At 37.6% G+C, this 21622-nt stretch carries 16 protein-coding genes; 11 read left to right on the top strand and 5 right to left on the bottom strand.

Going from position 1 to position 21622, the window contains the following annotated elements; translation table 11 throughout:
• Positions 1 to 327: 327 nt before the first annotated feature.
• Entirely contained in the window at positions 328 to 2121 is a 1794-nt protein-coding gene (locus ACESM9_RS08310) for an ABC transporter ATP-binding protein (protein ID WP_372997181.1), read from the top strand.
• A gap of 15 nt (positions 2122 to 2136) precedes the next feature.
• Positions 2137 to 3972 carry an ABC transporter ATP-binding protein gene (locus tag ACESM9_RS08305; RefSeq protein WP_372997179.1) on the top strand — a complete coding sequence of 612 codons (1836 nt, stop codon included), beginning with the start codon at positions 2137 to 2139 and terminating at the stop codon, positions 3970 to 3972.
• Positions 3973 to 3998: 26 nt separating this feature from the next.
• Here ACESM9_RS08305 and ACESM9_RS08300 read toward each other — a convergent pair whose 3' ends face one another.
• Positions 3999 to 4928, bottom strand: coding sequence for a peptidoglycan-binding protein (locus ACESM9_RS08300; protein WP_372997177.1), 930 nt, complete (start codon positions 4926 to 4928; stop codon positions 3999 to 4001).
• A gap of 361 nt (positions 4929 to 5289) precedes the next feature.
• On the opposite strand from ACESM9_RS08300, the gene ACESM9_RS08295 reads away from it, so the two are divergent.
• From ACESM9_RS08295 to ACESM9_RS08285, 3 genes are all read left to right on the top strand, one after another.
• The gene (locus ACESM9_RS08295) at positions 5290 to 6834 is read left to right on the top strand and encodes an FAD-dependent oxidoreductase (RefSeq protein ID WP_372997175.1); all 1545 of its coding nucleotides are present in this window, start codon (positions 5290 to 5292) and stop codon (positions 6832 to 6834) included.
• Positions 6835 to 7045: 211 nt separating this feature from the next.
• Positions 7046 to 8539 (top strand): DUF1538 domain-containing protein, encoded by a 1494-nt coding sequence (locus tag ACESM9_RS08290; protein ID WP_372997173.1) that lies wholly within the window; start codon positions 7046 to 7048, stop codon positions 8537 to 8539.
• Positions 8517 to 9188, top strand: coding sequence for a P-II family nitrogen regulator (locus tag ACESM9_RS08285; protein ID WP_372997171.1), 672 nt, complete (start codon positions 8517 to 8519; stop codon positions 9186 to 9188). Before ACESM9_RS08290 ends, ACESM9_RS08285 begins: the two co-directional genes overlap by 23 nt.
• A 134-nt stretch (positions 9189 to 9322) precedes the next feature.
• On the opposite strand, the gene ACESM9_RS08280 is transcribed toward ACESM9_RS08285, so the two are convergent.
• Positions 9323 to 10525 carry a helix-turn-helix transcriptional regulator gene (locus ACESM9_RS08280; RefSeq protein WP_372997169.1) on the bottom strand — a complete coding sequence of 401 codons (1203 nt, stop codon included), beginning with the start codon at positions 10523 to 10525 and terminating at the stop codon, positions 9323 to 9325.
• Between the two features lie 202 nt (positions 10526 to 10727).
• On the opposite strand from ACESM9_RS08280, the gene ACESM9_RS08275 reads away from it, so the two are divergent.
• The 6 genes from ACESM9_RS08275 (at position 10728) to ACESM9_RS08250 (ending at position 18647) form a co-directional block, all read left to right on the top strand.
• A complete protein-coding gene (locus tag ACESM9_RS08275; protein ID WP_372997167.1) occupies positions 10728 to 11513 on the top strand; it encodes a GNAT family N-acetyltransferase in 786 nt (261 codons plus the stop codon).
• Entirely contained in the window at positions 11503 to 11838 is a 336-nt protein-coding gene (locus tag ACESM9_RS08270) for an MGMT family protein (protein WP_372997165.1), read from the top strand. The genes ACESM9_RS08275 and ACESM9_RS08270 overlap by 11 nt, the downstream gene beginning before the upstream one ends.
• A 37-nt stretch (positions 11839 to 11875) precedes the next feature.
• Positions 11876 to 12688 (top strand): Fpg/Nei family DNA glycosylase, encoded by an 813-nt coding sequence (locus ACESM9_RS08265; protein WP_372997163.1) that lies wholly within the window; start codon positions 11876 to 11878, stop codon positions 12686 to 12688.
• 374 nt (positions 12689 to 13062) lie between these two features.
• On the top strand, positions 13063 to 14232 hold the full coding sequence (locus tag ACESM9_RS08260) for an exonuclease SbcCD subunit D (RefSeq protein ID WP_372997161.1): 1170 nt from the start codon (positions 13063 to 13065) through the stop codon (positions 14230 to 14232).
• Entirely contained in the window at positions 14219 to 17326 is a 3108-nt protein-coding gene (locus ACESM9_RS08255; protein ID WP_372997159.1) for an AAA family ATPase, read from the top strand. Before ACESM9_RS08260 ends, ACESM9_RS08255 begins: the two co-directional genes overlap by 14 nt.
• Positions 17327 to 17339: 13 nt before the next feature.
• Positions 17340 to 18647, top strand: coding sequence for a DNA recombination protein RmuC (locus tag ACESM9_RS08250; RefSeq protein WP_372997157.1), 1308 nt, complete (start codon positions 17340 to 17342; stop codon positions 18645 to 18647).
• 70 nt (positions 18648 to 18717) lie between these two features.
• Here the strand turns inward: ACESM9_RS08250 and ACESM9_RS08245 are convergent, their stop codons facing one another.
• The 3 genes from ACESM9_RS08245 to ACESM9_RS08235 all read right to left on the bottom strand — a co-directional run.
• Entirely contained in the window at positions 18718 to 19503 is a 786-nt protein-coding gene (locus ACESM9_RS08245) for an IclR family transcriptional regulator (protein ID WP_372997155.1), read from the bottom strand.
• Between the two features lie 211 nt (positions 19504 to 19714).
• Positions 19715 to 20908: a pyridoxal-phosphate-dependent aminotransferase family protein gene (locus ACESM9_RS08240; protein ID WP_372997153.1), complete on the bottom strand. Its 1194-nt coding sequence runs from the start codon at positions 20906 to 20908 to the stop codon at positions 19715 to 19717.
• Between the two features lie 207 nt (positions 20909 to 21115).
• Positions 21116 to 21622: L-serine ammonia-lyase, iron-sulfur-dependent, subunit alpha (locus tag ACESM9_RS08235; RefSeq protein WP_372997151.1), on the bottom strand; the 507-nt coding region annotated here is incomplete at its 5' end.

The raw sequence follows: 21622 nt of genomic DNA, 5'->3' as shown, positions 1-21622 counted from the left end.
ATAATAATCTTATTGCTTAAATCATATATTAGGAATATAATTAATATGGAAAAATAAAGGAAGGAGGTCGTGATGATGAAAAGATTAGCAGCTGGATTTAATGGTATAGTCTTCAATGATTTAGTATTTTTTGCACGACCTTTTGCCTTGAGTGGGATAGGTATATAGACACCTGTTCTATACCCTGAACAATAGGCCATAGGTTGTGCATAACCTGTGGTTTTTATTATTGTGTTACTGAGATTATCATGTTATTAAAGCCACAGCGAATCTAACCTGTGGCTTTTTTGTGGTATTTTTATAGTATTTATGAAAGTGGGTGATAGCGTGAAAAATTTTAAGTTGTTGTGGGATTTTATGAAGGGGAATAGACTTTTGTATTTGGCATCTATAATTAGTATAGGACTTGCTACCATATTTTCTTTTTTATCCCCTTTGGTTATCCGATATACCATAGATTCAGTAATCGGTGGAACTCCTATGAATGCACCTATATGGGTAATGAATATTATTGAAAGCATAGGGGGTCAGGATACATTAAGACAAAATATATGGATGTGCAGCATTGCTGTGGTATTGTTATCTTTGATAAACGGCATATTTACTTATTATAAAGGAAAATGGTCTGCAGTTGCATCTGAGTCCATCGCTCAGAATATGAAGGATACACTTTATGATAAATTGCAGAACGTAAGATATGATTATTATGTAAAGGCTGAGACAGGGGATTTGATACAAAGGTGCACTTCTGATGTAGACACTGTAAGAAGATTTCTTGCCATACAGCTGGTTGAAGTAGGCAGAGCATTATTTATGCTGGGAATGGCAATATCCATAATGTTTTCTCTGGATGTGAGGATGACCCTTGTATCTATGTCAATCATTCCTGGAATTTTCCTGTTTTCTACACTTTATTATATGAAGGTGAAAGCCTCTTTCCTGGAATGTGATGAATCGGAAGGGCAGTTGACCACAGTGCTTCAGGAAAATCTGACGGGGATGAGGGTTGTAAGAGCTTTTGCCAGGCAGCCTTACGAAAGGGATAAATTTGACGAAGTCAATAGGGATTTCAGAGGCAAGGTAAGCAATCTGATTTCACTATTGGCTTGGTACTGGTCCTTTTCAGATTTCCTGTCCATGCTTCAGATGGGCATAGTGTTGGTATCCGGTGTATATTGGACTGTATCAGGTCACATGACTTTAGGAACTCTGGTGGTGTTTACCACCTATGAAGGCATGCTATTGTGGCCTGTAAGATTGATGGGAAGAATATTGACGGATATGGGAAAAACCTCTGTTGCCTTGGGGAGAATAAAGGAAATATTGGATGAGCCATTGGATAAGGATGAGAAGGAAGGATTGAAACCTGAAATACAAGGAAATATTGAATTTCAACATGTTAATTTTAAATATGAAAATGGTAAGGAAGTTTTGAAAGATATAACCTTCAAAGTGAAGAAAGGGCAGACTGTGGCAATATTAGGGCCTACAGGCTCAGGGAAATCTACTTTGATGCATCTTTTACACAGGCTCTACGATTATGATAGTGGTTCTATTAAGATTGATGGAATAGAGCTAAGAGATATAGACAAAAAGTGGATAAGGGAAAAAATCGGCATAGTACTTCAGGAACCTTTTCTCTATTCAAAGACCATTAAGGAAAACCTTAAGATGGCTAAGAAAGGTGTAGATGAAGATAGGATTTATCAATCTGCCAGAATAGCCCATGTTCACGATGTCATAACAAGCTTTGAAAAAGGATACGATACCTTGGTAGGTGAAAGAGGGGTAACACTATCCGGAGGCCAGAAACAAAGAGTTGCAATAACAAGGGCATTGATTAAGGACTGCCCAATATTGATATTTGATGATTCTCTCAGTGCTGTTGATACAGAGACAGATGCGGCCATAAGGAAGGCTTTGAAGGAGAGGAAGAAGGATGTAACTACCTTTATCATATCTCATAGGATAAATACTCTTTCTGAAGCAGATATGATATTGGTGATGGAAGAGGGCAGAATTATAGAAATAGGCAAGCATGAGACTTTGGTAAACAAGCCGGGTCTTTATAGAAGAATATGGGAGATACAGAATACTAAAGAGGATGATCTTACTGCTTGAGGAGGGGGCGAATTTATGACCACATATCAGGAACAGGAATACAATAAGAAAATTGATTTAAGTCTTTGGCGAAAGCTTTTTAAATATGTTATGCCCTACAAGAAATACATGATAAGGCTTACTTTAGTAATGATGGCAGTAGGTGGTATAGATGTTATCTTTCCTCTCATGACTAGATATGCTATTGATAATTTTGTAATAGAGGGCAAATTTGAAGGATTGTGGATATTTGCAGCGGTTTATGGATTATTAGTGCTAATTCAGGCAACAAATGTTAAGCTTTTGGCACTTAATGCGGGGAGTATTGAAACAGGAGTAATATATGATATAAGGCGAAAAGGCTTTGACAATCTTCAGCAGTTATCTTTTTCCTACTATGATAAAACACCTGTAGGATGGATGATGGCAAGGATGACCTCTGATGTGCAGAGACTTGGAGATACTATAGCCTGGGGCATGGTAGATATGGTATGGGGCTTTACTATGATGGTAGGCATAGCTATAGTGATGCTGTTTATTAATTTCAGGTTAGCATTGATAAGCTTATCGGTGGTGCCACTGCTGGCCATAGCAAGCGTCTACTTTCAACAGAAGATATTGAAAGCTCATAGAAGGGTGAGAAAAATAAATTCCAGGATTACAGGAGCCTTCAATGAAGGTATAATGGGGGCCAAGACTACCAAGACTCTAGTCAGGGAAGAAGAAAATCTGAAGGAATTCAAAGGATTGACTTTGGAAATGTTCGATTCATCTGTAAGAGCTGCAATGTATTCAGCAGTATATCTTCCCCTTGTTGTAACATTGGGAAGTATAGGTACAGGTTTGGCTATGTGGTATGGAGGCAAGGCTGTTATGCTGGAAACCATCAGTTATGGAACCCTTGTGCTTTTCATATCCTATACCATTCAGTTTTTTGAGCCTGTAAGGGATTTGGCAAGGATATTCAGTGAGTTCCAATCTGCTCAGGCTTCTGCTGAGAGAATAATGTCTCTTATAGATACTAAGCCGGAGATAACAGATACACCGGAGGTTCTTGAAAGTTTCGGAGATGTTTTTGACCCTAAGCCTGAGAACTGGCCTGAAATTAAAGGAGATATAACATTTAGGGATGTAAATTTTTCATATAAGGATGGAGAAGAGGTTCTTGAGAATTTCAATCTGGAAGTGAAGGCAGGACAGAGCATAGCTTTGGTTGGTGAAACAGGATCAGGGAAGAGTACCATAGTTAATTTATTGTGTAGATTTTATGAACCTGTGAGTGGAGAAATTCTTATAGACGGTGTAAATTACAAGGAAAGATCCCAGGCCTGGCTACAGTCAAATCTGGGCTATGTGCTCCAGACGCCTCATTTATTTAGCGGCACCGTCAAAGATAATATCAGATATGGCAAGCTTGATGCTGCAGATGAGGATATAATCAATGCGGCTAAGATGGTGAATGCTCATGAATTTATTATGAAGCTGGAAAAGGGATATGAAACAGAAGTAGGAGAAGGGGGAAGCAGGCTTTCAACGGGAGAAAAGCAGCTAATATCCTTTGCCAGAGCTATTTTGGCAGATCCGAGGATTTTTGTACTGGATGAAGCCACTTCTTCTGTAGATACTGAGACAGAGAAGATTATTCAGGATGCCATACAAAAGGTTTTGAAGGGTAGAACCAGCTTTATAATAGCCCATAGGCTTTCTACCATAAGATCTGCAGATAGAATACTTGTGATTAGTGATGGTAAGATTATTGAAGATGGTAATCATAGCAAGCTGATGAGAGAAAAGGGTCATTATTACAGACTATACACAAACCAGTTCATGGAAGAACAGGAGAAGGAGATACTGGGCAGGGTCAACGAATGAAAGAAGGAATGACGGCAATAATACCGTCATTCCTTCTTTTCCCCCTCGAATTCTTCTTCATAATCAAGCTCTATATATCTTCGGGCTCCTTGATACTTGCCCGTATATGTTCGTAAATCATTGATCACAACTTTCTTTTTGGATGAGCTGGCATGAATAAATTTGTGATCTCCTATGTATATTCCCACATGACCTATGGTTTTTCCGTTTGAAGAAAAGAAAACCAAATCACCGGGTTTTAAATCTTCTTTAGCCACTGGTATACCTTTTTTAAACTGCTGACTGGCTGTTCTCTCCAGTTTTATTCCAAAATTCTTCATAACATAGGTGGTAAGACCTGAGCAGTCAAAAGCATTTCCTGAAGATGCTCCGTAGACATAAGGTTTGCCTAAATATTTTCTGGTGAAATCCACAAAAGCACGGCTGCTTACTAAGCTAGTATTTTTTTCTTCCTCAACAGGCTTGGGAAATAATTCATTAAGCCTGGCTATGGTGTTGTTGTCTGCTTCACCTGTAATCTCAAGCCCTTCTTTTTCCTGAAATGCTTTTATAGCTTCCTTAGTAACTTCATCTATTACGGCAGTAATCTCTCCCTCATATAGACCGAGGCTTTTTAAGTCCTGCTGTATGGATGCAGCCAGTTTTTCTTTTTCTTTAATACTTTCTATCTGTATGATTCTAGCTTTAATATAGCTTATAGTTTCACGTCCTGCTATGCCGTCTACTTTAAGTCCATATTCTTCCTGAAACTTTCTAACTGCAGCTTCAGTTATAGGCCCATAGTAATTAGTATACTCATGGTAATCAAAGTAGCCCAATGTGTCCAAATTTTGTTGAAGTTCAGCTATATCTTTATGGGTCATGCCTGGTCTTAGGGTTGCGTCTCCCAAGTCCGCATTACCATTGGTGCCTAAGCAAAAGACAAACAATGTAGTGATGAGTACCAGCTTCTTCAAAACAATGCCTCCCTGTATGAGGTTTGTAAATTGTAACACATTTGTAATAATTATAATCCATGTCCCATATAAAAGCAATAAAAATGTCCAAAGTTATCTACCATTGCATTTTATTTCATATTTTCATATTATAGCAAATTATCCCTTCATTTTATCTTATACAGAGACAACTGGATTGTTTACATTTACAGGAAATGACTTCAGATTCTTATTTGAAAGCCTCACCTTCCATATATAATGGATATGCAGTGATAACTACAAGAAATGGATATATTCATGGATTGAAATTGAAATAAAAAAGTATAAATCTCTCCTTGCCGTGAAACATTAACAGTGATTATATGGTAAGGAGAGATTTTTTATGGTAAAGGATAGAGATACAATACCTTATTGGCTTGTTACAACAGAAGATACCGATTACCCATCACTGACAGAGGACATTGAAGTTGATGCTGCCGTGGTGGGAGGCGGCTTGACAGGAATAACTACTGCATACTTGCTAAAAAAAGAAGGATTAAAGGTAGCAGTTATAGAAGCGGACAGGATATGTAAGGCTACCACTGGTCATACAACTGCAAAGATAACATCTCAGCACACCCTGATATATGACAAAACTATAAAAGCCTTTGGTAAGGAGATGGCTCATCAGTATGCAGATGCAAATCAGCATGCTATAAGGTTCATGGAAGACCTGGTAAAAACCAATAATATAGAATGCGATTTTGAAGCTCAGGCAGCCTATGTGTTCACTCAGGATAAAAACTATGTTGAGAAAATAGAAAATGAAGCCAGAGCAGCAGAAAGCCTTGGAATACCCTCTGAATATGTACTTACCACACCTCTTACCTTTCCTGTATTAGGGGCAATGAAGTTTGATGGTCAAGCCCAGTTTCATCCAAGAAAATATGTGTTGGCGTTGGCTAAGAAAATTCCTGGAAGTGGTTCTCATATTTTTGAAGGCACAAGAGCTGTGGACATAGAAGAGGGAGAAGTATGTACAATAAAGACGGTGGATGGTAAAAAGATAAAGGCTCACTATGTAGTAATAGCATCTCATTATCCCTTTTATGACGGCAAGGGCATGTACTTTGCAAGAATGTACCCGGAGAGATCCTATCTTCTGGCCTTCAGGATTGAAGAAACACCTCCGGAAGGGATGTACATAAATGTTGAGACCCCAGGTATGACCCTGAGAAGCCATCCTCATGAAGGAGGAAGAATACTTATCTTTGGAGGGGAAAGCCACAAGACAGCCCATGGTGAAGAGACCACTACCCATTATGAAAATCTTAGAAAAATGGTGAAGGAGATATATACAGTTAAAGAAGAATTATATCACTGGTCTACCCAGGATTACTATACATTGGACGAAATACCCTATGTGGGCAGGCTCACTTCCGACACACCAAATATATATGTTGCAACAGGCTTCAGAAAATGGGGTATGACTAACTCCACTGCTGCAGCCATAATCATAAAGGACTTAATAACTAAAGGGAAAAATCCTTGGCAGGATATATTCAGCCCTCAGAGGGGAACCACTGCCAAAGCTGCAGGTACCTTCATAGTCCAAAATGCGGATGTGGCTGTGCAGCTTATATCAGGAAAGATGGAAAATCCGGATGATGAACTGGATATCAAAAATGGAGAAGGAAAGGTTGTGGAATATAAGGGCAAGAGAACAGGTGCTTATAAAGATCAGGACGGAAAGCTGTATCTGCTGGATCTGACATGTACCCATATGGGATGTGAGCTTAAGTGGAATGATGCGGAGAAGTCCTGGGATTGTCCCTGCCATGGTTCAAGATTCAATTATGACGGAACTATAATAGAAGGGCCTGCACTATTTACCTTGAATCATCCTGATGAAGGACGCAACCAAGTAGAGCCTAATGTGCTTAAGTAGCGAGACATCAGGCTTCTTTTAAATCTGACTTGTTGTGCTTGTAAATAAGTGGAATCAAATAGGAAGCAACAAGTTTATTTAATGTACAAACTTAAAGAATTATTGTAGAATATATATCGTAAGAGTTTTTATATAGAATGGAGCCCAAAGGTAAATCCACATTGATGAAGTTTAAGTCGTACTAGAAGAATTATAGAGGGGGATGTATTATTTGGACTTGTTGCTAGAAAAATTTAGAGATGTTTTGTCTTCTGTTTTACCAATAAGTATATTAGTGATGATACTTAATTTTACTTTAGTACCTGTGGAAACGGATATACTGATCAGATTTATTATAGGATCAGTGTTGGTTATTATTGGATTAGGAATATTTCTTTTTGGAGCGGATATAGGAATTACCTCAATAGGAAATCTTATGGGCGAGGAGATAGCTAGATCTAATAGAGCTTATGTGGTTGCAATAATGGGGTTTGTTCTAGGGTTTATTATCACCATAGCTGAGCCAGATTTGCAAATACTTGCTCATGAAGTAAACAGTGCAAGCGGTGGAAGTATTCCAGCTCCCTTGATCCTTGTTGTAGTTTCCATAGGGGTGGGAATCATGGTGGCTATAGGCTTATTTAGGATTCTATATGAAAAACCGTTGAATAAACTGTATACCATAGTGTATTTTATTATTTTTATATTAGGTCTATGGGTTTCAGAGGAGTTTTTGGCTATTTCCGTTGATGCATCGGGAGCTACCACAGGAGCAATGACAACACCCTTTATCTTGGCATTAGGGCTGGGTGTCTCTCAGCTAAAAGGCGGAAAAACATCTGATGAAGACAGCTTCGGACTGGTAGGTATTGCTTCTATGGGACCAATACTTGCAGTTATGATCCTGAATATAATTGCAGGTGCAGATAAGATTGTTGGGGAAGCGGAAGTTTTCAGGGCCCATAGCGGAGTTCTAGGACCCTATTTAGAGGAATTCTCTATAATGATAAAAGAAGCAGCCATACCTTTGATACCCTTGCTAGTTTTATTTATTGCCTTTGATATGTTTAAATTTAAACTCAACAGAAACAGGCGGAAAAGGATATTTAAAGGTCTTATTTACACTTACATTGGACTTGTATTATTCCTAGTAGGAGTTAATGCAGGTTTTATGGAAGTTGGAAGGATTATGGGTTATGGTTTAGCTAGCATGCCAAATAACTGGATTGTACCTATTGTAGGATTTTTATTAGGTATGATGGTAGTACTGGCTGAACCTGCTGTACATGTTTTAACAAAGCAAATTGAGGATGTAACTTCGGGACATATTCCAAGAAAAATAATATTATTTGCACTATCCGCTGGAATTGCTTTTGCTGTTTGTATGTCTATGCTGAGAATAATGATACCAGGATTGAAGCTATGGCATTTCTTGTTGCCTGGGTTTGCCTTAGGTGTATTTTTAAGCCACAAGGTGCCGCCTATTTTTGTGGGCATCGCCTTTGATGCAGGAGGGGTTGCATCAGGACCAATGACAGCTACTTTCGTATTGGCCTTTGCCCAGGGAGCTGCTAACGCTATTCCAACAGCTAATGTGTTGGTGGATGGGTTTGGCGTAATAGCGATGGTTGCAATGATGCCTTTAGTAGCTTTACAATTGCTAGGACTTGTATTTAAAGTTAAAGCAAGAAGGGAGGGCATTGATGTCAATGATACTGGAAGATAAGGCTTTGTCCTTGTTTTGTGTAATCGTTAACTTTGGAGAAGGAAGCAAAATATTAAAAGCTTCTAAGGAATTAGGGGTAACGGGAGGCACCTTTCTTCTAGGGAAAGGAACAGTAAAAAACAGCATACTCAATATATTAGGGCTTGATGAAGTGAGAAAAGAAATACTATTGATGGTCATAGAAGAAAGTTTGGAAGAAACCCTGAACGACCATCTAACAAAGAAATTTCATATGGATAAACCCAACCATGGTATAACTTTTTCCATTCCAATAAGTTGTTTGGCTATTCTAAATGGGAATGAATATATATCAAAACCAAGAATGAGAGGTGCAGATGATATGCAATATGAAGCTATATTTACAATAGTAGATAAGGGACTGTCCGACGATGTTATAGAAGCGGCACAATCAGCAGGCTCTACAGGAGGTACTGTAATTCACGGAAGAGGAGCTGGCTCCCATGATACTGCAAAACTCTTTAATATAGAAATAGAACCGGAAAAGGACATTATATTGATTTTATCAGAATTAGAAAAAACGGCAGCAATAGTGAATGCTATAAAAGAGAAACTAAATATTGAAGAGCCCGGAAAGGGTATAATATTTGTGGTTGATGTAAATAGAACCTTTGGGCTATATAGAAAATAAATTCCAGATATTTTGATTAGTAATATAAATATAAAGCCTCTATAGGTAGTTTATCATAGGAGTGTTTCAAATTTATAGAAGAAGGTGCAGTCGAAAGACTACACCTTGTTTTTTGCAGTATTTTACCGGTCCTTTTACCAAATCTTATAAATTTCATCAAGAATATTGCTTATTTTTCTTAAGCCGTTTATTTCATATTTTTGTGCAGCTTGTAGGATTTCAACAGCTTTTTCCCTCTGTTCTTGACTTATATATTCATTTTCTCTTTGAACAGGAAACATCAGGGATAATGTATGTAGCAATCTGGAGGCATTCTTATAATTTGAAATTGCCTCATCAAACAAATCATCCATTATTCCTATGCGTAACTTACCTTCCAGTAAAAATAGAGTGGCTAAGTTTTTGCAGTTTGCCCAGAAGGAAGCATTGTATGCCATACCGTAGTAATCGGCTTTTCCTTTTGAAACTGATTCCCACCAAACTCTATAAGCATCCGTACCCATTGTATACCCTTGGTTAGGTTGATGAATATGAGGATTGTTTACATTGATGGCATATTCAAAAATATCCTTTAAGGTTTTCAGATTGTCAGAAATACTGCCGGGACGAATAATATGTATTTCCAATATACCCCATTCACTTTCGCCTAACTCGTTATATAATTTCGGTCCTGCAATCTTCATAGAGTCAGGGTCAATATAGTAATAACCTTTTTCGTCATATCCTGCTATAAGATAATACATTGGTTTATCCATTTCCCATGCATAACAGGGCAATCCTTTATTTATTGAGTCACGAACTAAATTCCATGCTTCCTTTCGTTTGTAAGATATATCTATATCACCTTTCCAACCATTGAAATTTTCAATTATACCTCCGCAGTTTCTTACTAACTCATCAAAGCAACCATTATCATTCCAAAATTCAGGCCCTTTGAAAGAGACTTCGTCATTAATGTTGAGCATGAATGCATAAGGTGCTGAAATCCACCCAAGGGATACGTGTATACCTAGGTAACTCAAACAGGATCTTATGCAACTAACCAGTGAAGGAGTGCTTGGATAATATACAATACCTGGCAGCAACACTCTATTATTGGTCTCATCTTTATTAATTAAATTACTTTCGGAACTTATACATAATAATTCTTCAACTCCAATATGAAACAATTGGGACAAAACAGGTAAGAGACATGTATCTGGTAAAGCAATTCCATTTTCCCATTTTGATATAGCCTGAGGTGTAACATTTACCATCTTTGCGAGATTTTCTTGAGTAATGCCCATTTTCTTACGTAGAGCATATATTTTCTTTCCAACCTTAACTTTGTTTACCATAAACATACTCCTCAATCAAATGATAATCTAATTATAGTGCATATAAAAAGAACTGTAAATCAATTGCTATTTGATTTTCCATATGACAACAACTACAGGTTGATTTTTATTAATGTGTGCAATAAAAGTTAACCTTTAATTGTTAGACAATTTTGTACGTTCAAAGTATAATGAATTTAAATTATTGAGAAAGGGTAGTTCTATGGATAACAATTATTATGTAGATCATATAGTTAATAGAAATAATGTTATCTTTCGAATACTGGCAAAGGGTAAGAATATGATACACCATAAAGGTAATATTGAATGGTTTATGACAGATCCAAAAGGTGGCATTGAACGAATATTTGGAATGACACTAAATGAGAATAATGCACAGAAAGAAATTGAAGATCTGATTATTAAAATTAAATCAAATCTTGCACCAAGCATAATCAATATAAACCCACATTCAACACCCTATAATATTGGAGATATACTCATTTCAAATGGATTCACATTATGGGATAAAACTGCCTGGGGTTATGGCATGGCAATGGATTTACAAGGAATGAAGTTTTATGATGAGTATCCAGAAAAAATCATTGTTAAAAGGGTAGAAGATAGTAAATCCTTTGAATATTGGATACATATTCTCAACAATGCCCTATTTGTTGAACCATGTCTTTGGATTAAGAGCAATGATTTTGCTCACTTGCAGCAATTGAACAATCTGATACTGTATGTTGCTTACTATGATGGTGATCCTGCAGGTATTTCATCAGCCTGTTTTGATAATGAAGCAGCTGATATTAATTTTGTAGCTACATTGGATGGATATCGTAAAAAAGGTGTTGCAACTGCTGCTATTCATAAAGCTTTAAAAGAAATGCAACAAATGGGCATTAAGATTGCAACATTGACGGGAGAGTACTCTGCAAAACCACTATATGAAAGAATAGGCTTTAAAACATATTGTGAATTTAGGACGTATGAATATGAAAAATAACAAATTTTTTAATCGTGTATACAAAATAGTATCGCAAATACCTGAAGGTAAGGTTGCAACATATGGACAAATTGCTGCTATCCTTGGAAATCCTCGGGCTGCAAGGGTAGTGGGGGAAGCTATGAGAAGAACACCTGATTATTTGGACATTCCATCTCACAGAGTAATCAGTAAGGATGGAGCCATGGCTCCTGGATATGCTTTTGGAGGTGAAGACAAGCAACAGGAGATGCTGGAGAAAGAAGGCGTAATATTTAAGAGAAATGGATGTGTTGACATGCAAAAATGTTTATGGAGTAAAACCGTAATGGAGGAAAATGAATAAATCTAGGATAAAAAGATATATTAGGAAGGGTGTTATTATGCCAGAATTACCGGAAGTATATAATATCTCTAAACAGATGAATAATGAGCTTGCAGGCAAAAAAATAATTCAGATTGAAGTACTACAGGAAAAATGCCTGAATATGACGGTAGACAACTTCAGAGCTTTAATAGCAGATAAGCCTATTGAAAAAGTTTATTCAAAGGGAAAGTGGATTTTTATTAAATTTGCTGATGGTGCAGCATATATGCTAATTAGCTTAGGTATGGGTGGTGAAATAATATATCATTCCAAAGAGGAAAGGTATAATAGCAAATATCAGTTTAAATTTACTTTTGATGATAAAAGTTTTATGCATATATTATTTTACTGGTTTGGATATGTGCATGCAACGGATGAAACTCATCTTAAGGAGCATAAGATGACAGCAGAGCTAGGCATCTGTCCCTTAAGTTCTGAATTTACATATGAGAAATTTAAGTCCATGCTTATAGGAAAAAAGGGTAGGATAAAATCTTATTTGATGAATCAACATAATATTTCTGGTATTGGTAATGTATATATACAGGATATACTTTTTAAGGCAGGTATCCATCCCAATAGAAAAATAAAAGATATTACTGAAACAGAATTAGCAGGTCTATATAAAGCAATCACTGGGCATTTACAATATGCGGTGGAACTTGGAGGACTTGTTTATGAGCATGATTTTTATGGGCAAAAGGGACGCTACACTTATGATTTAATAGGGCATAGACCAGGCTCTCCTTGTCCTATATGCGGTACAATCATCAAGGAGATTAAATGCGGCAGCACCCGTTCGTTTATATGTGAAAAATGTCAACAATAAGATTAAAATTCTTCATTATCAATCAAGGATCAAAAATACTCTATGATTCCCTTCATTATAATTCCTATCTTAAGAAAAGTATACATAAGTCAACATTCGTTCTATTCATTATTTAATAAACAATAACTTCAGTACCATGGAATTATCTCATTACTTTACCCCATTAGTAACCTGGATTCATTTTTATATCCATTTACTATTCCAGTCAGGTAGTGACAAATTGTGGATCAGGAATTTTTTGAGTGCATATTTTTTATGTTATATGAAAAGGTTGTTTGGCAATTTGCTCCACAGGCAGGATATAGCAGTTAAATAGCCAATTATTATATAGTACATTAGATATATATTGTTATTCATAGATGTGGGGTGATAAAGTGAAGATAATTCATACAGGGGATTGGCATATAGGGAAAATAGTAAACGAATATCATATGACAAAGGATCAGGAGTACATATTGAATCAACTGTTGCAAATAATCAAAGAGGAAAATCCCCAAGCTGTGATAATTGCAGGGGATATATATGACCGTTCCGTTGCGCCGGTGGAGGCGGTAGAACTATTGGACAAGGTTTTAGGAGAGATTATATTAGATTATAATATACCGATTCTTGCCATAGCAGGGAATCATGACAGCCCTGAAAGGTTGAATTTTGGCAGTGGCATATTAAAAACCAAGGGACTATATATAGAAGGTGTCTTGAAAAAGGAACCGGCTAAAGTTGTATTAAATGATGAATACGGACCTGTAAATTTTTATTTGATTCCCTATGCTGATACAGCAGTTGTAAGGGATATTTATGAGGAACCAAGCATAAAGAGCCAGCAGGATGCTATGAAGGCCATAATAGAAAGAATAAAGAGCAACATGAACGAAAAAGAGAGAAATGTGATGATAACCCATGGATATGTGAGAGGATTGGAAGAACCGGAAACCTGTGAATCTGAAAGACCTTTATCCATTGGCGGCACAGATATGGTAAGCTATGAGCTTTTTGATAGTTTCTGCTATACAGCTTTAGGTCATCTCCATAGCCCGCAAAAAGCTGGAAGGGATAATATAAGGTATTCAGGCTCACTTTTGAAATACTCCTTCTCTGAAGTTAAACAGAAAAAAGGAGTCAACATAGTACATATTGACGATAAAGGTTCTGCACATATTGAGACAAGGCATCTGATTCCATTGAGAGATATGAGAATAATAAGAGGTGAGCTCAAGAATCTCATGGATCCGGAAGTATATAATGCAGGAAACAAAGAGGACTACATAAAGGCAATTCTCACAGATAGAGGAGAACTTTTGGATCCCATGAGAAAGCTTAAGTCCATATATCCCAATATAATGCTATTGGAGCTGGAGGATAGGGGAAACAGGGGAGAATATAATATACTGTCCAAAACCTCAAGAGGAAAATCCAAACTTGAGCTTTTTTCAGAATTCTATAAATACATAAATGATATGGAGCTGGCTATGGAAAGCGCAGAAGTCCTGAGCAAGATTATCCAGGAAGTTGAAAAGAGAGGTGAGGATCTTGAAGCCAATTAAGCTGACTATGTCTGCTTTCGGTCCTTATGCAGGCACTGAGGTCATAGATTTTTCTCTATTGGAGGGGCACAATATATTTGTTATAACAGGACCTACAGGGGCAGGAAAAACCACCATTTTTGACGGCATATGCTATGCTCTCTATGGCAGTGCTTCAGGGGAAGGAAGGGATGGGGAGAGCATGAGAAGCCATTTTGCTAAAGACGATACCCTCACCTATGTAGAGTTTGAGTTCCAGCTGAAAGGAAAGAACTACTATGTGAAAAGGATCCCCAAGCAGCAAAGAAAGAAGGAAAGGGGAGAAGGGTATACAGAGCAGAAGGCTGAGGCTGAATTCAAGGCTCCTGGAGAGCGGGTAGTGACAGGAGTAAGGGAAGTAAACGAAAAGATAGCCGGTTTGCTGGGAATAAGCTGTGAACAATTTAAGCAAATTGTTATGATACCTCAAAATGAGTTCAGGAAACTACTTATTGCTGAAAGCAAGGATAGGGAAGTCATCTTAAGAAAAATATTCGGAAGCTGGCAGTTTCAGATGATACAGGATATGCTGGAGGATAATGCCCGGCAATTGAGAAAAGCCATTGAAGCTTTGGAACAAAAAGAGCTTACTTATATAAGAGGCATAGAATGGGGTCAAAGGGAAGAGCTAAAAGCCAAAGCAGAAGCAGACCATGTCAATATTGATGAAATGAAAGAAGAGCTTGAAAATCTAATTAAGGAAGACAATGAAGAGGAAAAAAAGCTGGAAATGGAAGCAGAAAGCCTGGCAGGTGAGTTGGAAAAGCTTCAGGGAGCTCTTTTGAAGGGTATTGAAATCAACAATAGATTTGAAGAAAGAAAAAATGCGGAGAGGGATTTAAATCTGCTGCAGAATAGTAAGAATCTGTGGGATGAAAAGGAAAGAAAGCTTCAAAGAGCGAAAAAAGCTTTCTTGATAAAGGCTGTAGAAGAGCAGAAGATAAAAAGAAAAGCGGAGCTTGACAAGGCAATATTGGAGCATGAAAAATCTAAGCTTTCACTTGCAGCTGCTCTTGAGAACTATGAAAAATCCAAGAAAAATTTATCAAAAGAAGAGGAACAGGAAGAAGAGAGAAGGAAGCTGCAGGATAAAATAGGGGAGCTAAAAAAGGATATAGATAAGGTAAGGGAATATGAGGGGCTTTCCACAAGGCTGGAAGAGCTTATGAAAAGTCTGGAACTGAAAGAGAAGGCCATAAAGAAAAACAAGGAAGAAATAGAGACGCTAAAGGAGCATATAAAGAAGCTTAAAGCTGATATAGAAGCTGCAAACGAAGCTACACTCCAATATATGAAAAATGAAAAGGATTTGAAGGAAAAGGAAGACATCTTAACAAAGCTTAAAAGCTTTGAAATAGAGAATCAATCTCTTCAGGACTTAAGAAGCGATTATATAAAAAAGAAGGCTTCCTATGAAGAATTATATAAAGCTTATGAAGAGAAGAAAAAGATTGTTGATGAATTAAGCCTCCTCTTTTTCAAAGGACAAGCAGGATTATTGGCAAAAGACTTGAAAGACCAGCAGCCTTGTCCTGTTTGCGGATCCTTGCATCACCCAAGCCCTGCAAAGGAATTATCAGGTATGCCTTCGGAAGAGGAATTGAAAAGCAAGAAGGCTGAATTGGATGCAATAAGTGATAAGCTGAGAAAAGCGGCTGATGAGTATGCAGATGTAAGAGCTAAGGGAGAAGGCCAAAGGAAAACCGTTGATAAGCTAAAGCAGGATTTGTCTGATGTATTGGAAGAAGAAAATATTAAAGCCATTATTGAAAAATACGAAGACAGTATAACAATCATAAAAACATATATAGCTGATTTAGATAGAAAAAGGAAAGAAAAAGACAAGCTGCAGGAACTTTTGGATAAATCGGAAAAGGATTTGGAATCAAAAGAGAGTTTGGTTCTTATCCATGAAAAGGAATACAGAAATCTATATGCTCAGGTTGAGGGAAACAAGGCCTTATTATCTAAGATAGAAAAGGATTTATCTTATGGTATAAAAGAGGAAGCTCAGCTTTTGGTGCATATAAATAATCTGGAAGAGAAATACAGCAGGATGAAGAAGGCTTATGATGATGCCAGAGAAGCCTTTAGAATGGCTGAGGTTGAAATGGCAAAGGAAGAGGCTAACAAGAGTTTTATGGAGAAAAGCATGGAAAATGCTGAAGAGGAATATAAAGAGGCTGCTTCAAAGTTTACAGAGTCTTTGTTGAATGTAGGATTTGAAGACAATGAGCAATATGAGGCTGCAAAGATGACAGAAGAAGCAATGGAGGCTCTGGAAGCCGAGATAAATAAATATAAAGAAGAACTCAAGTCTGCTGCAGACAGACTAACAAAAGCATTAAAGAATATCGAAGGTTTGGAGCCTGCTAACATTGAAGATATAAATCAGAGCATAGCTTTATATAAAAACAAAAAAGCAGAAGTGGAAAAAGCCATAAAGCAAAACTTTGCTCGATTGATGCATAATAAGGGATTGCTGGAGAATTTGAAGGCTGCAGGCAGTGAGAAGAAGGAGCAGGAAGATGCATATAGTATAGTGGGTCACCTGGCTAATATGGCTAAAGGGAACAACAGAGAAAGACTAAGCTTTGAGAGATATGTGCTGGCGGCATATTTTGATGATATTATCTATGCTGCTAATCAGAGACTCAGAAAGATGACAGATGGCAGATTTGAACTTTCCAGGATTAAGGAAAAGCAAAAAGGAAATGCCCAGCAGGGGTTAGAAATTGAGATATTTGATTATTATACAGGTTTACCCCGCCATGTGAAGGTCATATCGGGAGGAGAAAGCTTCAAGGCCTCCTTATCTCTGGCTTTGGGATTGTCTGATGTGGTACAATCCTATGCAGGAGGTATAAGCTTAGATACCATATTTATCGATGAAGGCTTCGGCAGTTTGGATGAGGATTCTTTGGAGAAATCAATACAATGTTTGTTAGATCTGCAGAAAACCGGCAAGCTGGTGGGAGTAATATCTCATGTGGGAGAGCTGAAAGAGAGAATAAGGGCAAGGATCGAAGTAACCCAGACTATGACAGGAAGCAACTCAAAAGTGGTAGTAGTTTAGATGAGGTGGAGAAATGGAGAATATTTTTGATTTAGGGGCTTTTATTATCAGCCTCCTTGTATTACTGGTGATGCTTGTTGAAAGAGGCAGCGCAGCCAAAAGAAACGAAAAGTTGAAACAGCAAATAACCGCTGCAGAAAGCAGAATAGAATATTTGGAAAAGTTATTGGACAAGACAGAAAAGATTATAAGAGAAGAGATGGGGTTGAGCAGAGGAGAAGTTTCCAGTTCCATGAAGGGCCTAAGTGATTCTTTAATTTCAAGGATAAATGAGATGTCAAAACTTCAGCATATGCAGGTGGACTCTATGGATAGCCGAATGGCAAGGCTGGCAGAAACCAACGAAGAGAAGCTGGAGGCAATGAGAAAGGAACTGGAGTTAAAGCTCAACAGTATTATGAAGGATAACAGTGAGAAGCTGGAAGCTATGAGAGTAACGGTGGATGAGAAGCTCAATGATACATTGGAGAAGAGACTTGGTGACTCCTTTAGGCTTGTAAGCGAAAGGCTTGAGCAGGTACATAAGGGTTTAGGTGAAATGCAGATACTGGCCACTGGTGTTGGGGATTTGAAGAAGGTACTAACTAATGTGAAGACAAGAGGCATATGGGGTGAAATCCAGCTTGGCAACATATTGGAGCAGATACTCACACCAGAGCAGTATTATACCAATATATCCACAAGAAAGAATAGCCAAGAGAAGGTGGAGTTTGCCATAAGGCTTCCCGGTAAAGGGGGAGATGGAGAGGAAGTGCTTCTTCCCATAGACGCAAAGTTTCCTCAGGAGGACTTCCAAAGGATGGTGGAAGCCGGCGAAAAAGGTGATGCTATTGCAATGGAAGAGGCAGCAAAGCAGCTGGAAAACAGGATAAAAGCAGAAGCTAAGAGGATAAGCGAAAAGTATATAAATCCTCCTACAACTACAGATTTCGCTATAATGTTTTTACCTATAGAAAGTCTATATGCTGAAATAGCAAAAAGGTCGGGACTCATAGAACATATTCAGGAGAAATATAAAATAAACATCTCAGGGCCTTCTACTATGGCAGCCTTCCTGAATAGCCTTTCCATGGGCTTTAGAACTCTGGCAATACAAAAGAGATCCTCAGAAGTATGGGCTCTCTTGGGAACTGTAAAAAGTGAATTCAGCAAATTTGGAGATATACTGGACAAGACCAATAAGAAACTTCAAGAGGCCAGTAAAACCATAGAGGCAGCTACTAAGAAGACTAGAACCATCGAAAGGAAACTGAAGGATGTGGAAGCGTTGCCGCTAGAGGAATCGGCGATAGCCTTAGATACTGTAGCGGATGAAGAATAAGCATATGTGAACTGCACATATGCTTATTCTAGTTTGTTATAGTATCGAAGTAATACCCTAGGCTTACGCATCACTTTTCCACATATCCTAAGCTCTCGGACAGCTCCTTTGCTGTATCCGTCACGTTTTTTATAATGGTGGTGATACCCTTTTCCTTTAACCTATATGTAGGGCCGGAAATGCTGATAGAAGCTATAGCTTCACCATAGCAATCAAAAACTGGAGCAGCTATACAGGTGACCCCTTCTTCCCTCTCCTCATTATCCATTGCATAACCCTGCTGCCTTATAATATCAAGTTCTCTTACTAATTCATTTATATCCGAAAGAGTATTTCCCGTGAACTTTATAAAGTTGGTATTGTTCAATACCAAATCCTGTACCTTTTTAGGCTGATATGACAAAATGGCTTTTCCACCTCCGGTACAATAGAAAGGCACCTTAGCTCCTAACTGGGTAAAGAGTTTAAGAAGCTTAGTGCTCTCGGACTGAGCTATATAGATAACCTCATTTCCATCCAAAACTACTAGATTGCTAGTCTCGCCAACCATTTCTCTAAGTTTGTCCAGATACGGCTGAGCTAAAGAAGCAAGAGCGTTTTGTCTTTTTGCCATACCGCATATTCTGAATAACTCAAAACCTATCCTATACTTTTTTGTTTTTTTGTCCTGTTCGATAATATTACACTGTTTTAACGTGTTGAGGAGATGATAGGTGGCACTAACACCATAATTTAGTCTATTGCTTATTTCAGTTACACCAAGACCATCTTCGGATTTTGCAAGTTCTTCCAAGACTTCAACGGCTTTTATCACAGAACCTATTGTTTTCGTATCTTTCATTATGTTGTTATTCAATATTACCCACTCCTAAGATGTAATTTACCTATGTTAAAATCATAGTACATTTAAGACAAGTATGTCAATCAAATATGACATAATAAGTGTCAAAAAATGCTGTAATAAAAAAGAACTCCCACTTAGAATAATAAGTGGGAGTATTGCGGTGGTACGCTATTAAATAAGGTGGTACGCTATTAAATAAGGTGATACGCTATTGAATAATTTGCTACTTTTCTGCCTCTTGATATACCTTTAAAGCTGAGGTAATGGCAGTTCCAATATCTGCTTTATATCCTTGGTTCATCAATGCATCTCCTAAGGCACCCAGGAGCAATATTACATTATTTCTTCTTGAAGATTCACCCATAAGTCCTACTCTCCAAGCCTTACCTTTGAAATCTCCAAGGCCGCCTCCAATTTCGATGCCGTATTTCTCTAATAAGTATTGTCTTACTAGATCATCATTAATACCATCAGGTATGCTGATAGCATTTAATGTAGGAAGCCTGTGTTCCTTGTTTTTAACCAACATTTTTAACCCCATAGCTTCTATACCTGCTACAAAAGCATCTGAGTTAAGCTGATGCCTTTTAAACCTCTTTTCCAGGCCTTCTTCACAAACAATCAACAAAGCTTCTCGTAATCCGTAGATCATATTAATTGGAGCAGTATGATGGTAAGTCCTCTTTTGGCCCCAGTAGTTTTGTATCATGCTTAAATCAAGATACCAACTGCTAACCTTTGTCTTCCTGTTATTTAATACGTTTATAGCCTTTTCACTAAAAGTAATAGGTGATAATCCGGGAGGGCAGCTCAAAGCTTTTTGAGTACCGCTATAACAAGCATCGATACCCCATTCATCTACTTTTAATTCAACGCCACCTAATGATGTTACTGCATCAACTACTAATAGAGCATCATTATCTTTCGCAATTTTTGATATTTCTTCCAGAGGCTGCTTGATACCTGTTGAAGTTTCTGCATGTACAATAGCCACTAGTTTAGCCTTTCTGCAACTTCTAAAGGCTTCTCTGACTTTTTCAGGATCTATTATCTCACCCCATGGAGCTTCTACACTGATAACTTTAGCACCACACCTTTGTGCTATATCTCTAAGTCTTTGACCAAACACTCCATTAACACATACAATGGCTTCATCTCCTGGTTCCAGGAGATTGACCATGACTGTTTCCATACCTGCACTTCCTGTACCTGACATAGGTAAAGTCAGTCTATTATTAGTTTGGAATACATGTCTTAACATTTCCATGGTTTCATTGGTTATCTCCAAAAAATTAGGATCAAGATGGCCATATAAAGGTTTAGACAAGGCATTTAATACCCTTGGTGATACTTCTACAGGGCCAGGGCCTAATAATAACCTGTAATCCGGAGCTAACTGTTTATATGTCTTTTTCATAGTGAACCCCCTTTTGTAAATTTAACATTGGTAAATATATATTTACTATTATTAAATATATTCAACATAAGTTTGAAAAATCCTTCTAAATAAAATAAAAATTTAAAATAATTTTTTGAATTTAAATTTTTAATAGCAACTTTCATTTAAAAAAAGGCATAAATAAAGAGACCATCATATTCGATGGTCTCTAATAATTCTTATTATCTATGCTTCTTTATCAAGCATTATATCAATTATTTCAAGATCGGTACCTTCCATGCCTTTTCGGCCTAATCTGCCTATGCTTTTGATGGTAGCCTCGACTCCATCCTTAACAATACCTTCTCCATTCTTGAAAACCTTACCGTCCATGCTCAACTGATGTCCCAGAATTGCTGCATCTACAGCAGAAGCAATCTTAGCTGCGCAGGAGGGTTTAGCTCCATCACATACAATACCGCTTACATTAGCAGTTGTGTTGATGATTGTCCTTGAGATATCCTCATATTTACCACCATGGAGATATGTTATAGCAGCAGCGCTTCCAGTTGCTGCGCTCACGGCTCCACAATAAGCAGAAAGTTTACCTATCAAAGATTTTTGATGAATAGAAACAAGATTGCTTATGATCAATGCTCTCATTAATTTTTCTTCACTAACCTTTAATTCCCTAGCGTATTCAACTACAGGAAGGGTTACAGTGATACCTTGGTTTCCGCTACCTGAATTAAT

It is taken from the genome of Lutispora sp., from assembly GCF_041687175.1.
Classification (GTDB): Bacteria; Bacillota; Clostridia; order Lutisporales; family Lutisporaceae; genus Lutispora.
This window is presented reverse-complemented; position numbering and strand designations above follow the sequence as displayed.

Coding starts and splice junctions, on each gene's coding strand:
- ACESM9_RS08280 (WP_372997169.1), bottom strand. CDS start 10,525: ATGGTAAACAAAGTTAAGGTTGGAAAGAAAATATATGCTCTACGTAAG.
- ACESM9_RS08240 (WP_372997153.1), bottom strand. CDS start 20,908: ATGAAAAAGACATATAAACAGTTAGCTCCGGATTACAGGTTATTATTA.
- ACESM9_RS08295 (WP_372997175.1), top strand. CDS start 5,290: ATGGTAAAGGATAGAGATACAATACCTTATTGGCTTGTTACAACAGAA.
- ACESM9_RS08285 (WP_372997171.1), top strand. CDS start 8,517: ATGTCAATGATACTGGAAGATAAGGCTTTGTCCTTGTTTTGTGTAATC.
- ACESM9_RS08305 (WP_372997179.1), top strand. CDS start 2,137: ATGACCACATATCAGGAACAGGAATACAATAAGAAAATTGATTTAAGT.
- ACESM9_RS08250 (WP_372997157.1), top strand. CDS start 17,340: ATGGAGAATATTTTTGATTTAGGGGCTTTTATTATCAGCCTCCTTGTA.
- ACESM9_RS08265 (WP_372997163.1), top strand. CDS start 11,876: ATGCCAGAATTACCGGAAGTATATAATATCTCTAAACAGATGAATAAT.
- ACESM9_RS08275 (WP_372997167.1), top strand. CDS start 10,728: ATGGATAACAATTATTATGTAGATCATATAGTTAATAGAAATAATGTT.
- ACESM9_RS08270 (WP_372997165.1), top strand. CDS start 11,503: ATGAAAAATAACAAATTTTTTAATCGTGTATACAAAATAGTATCGCAA.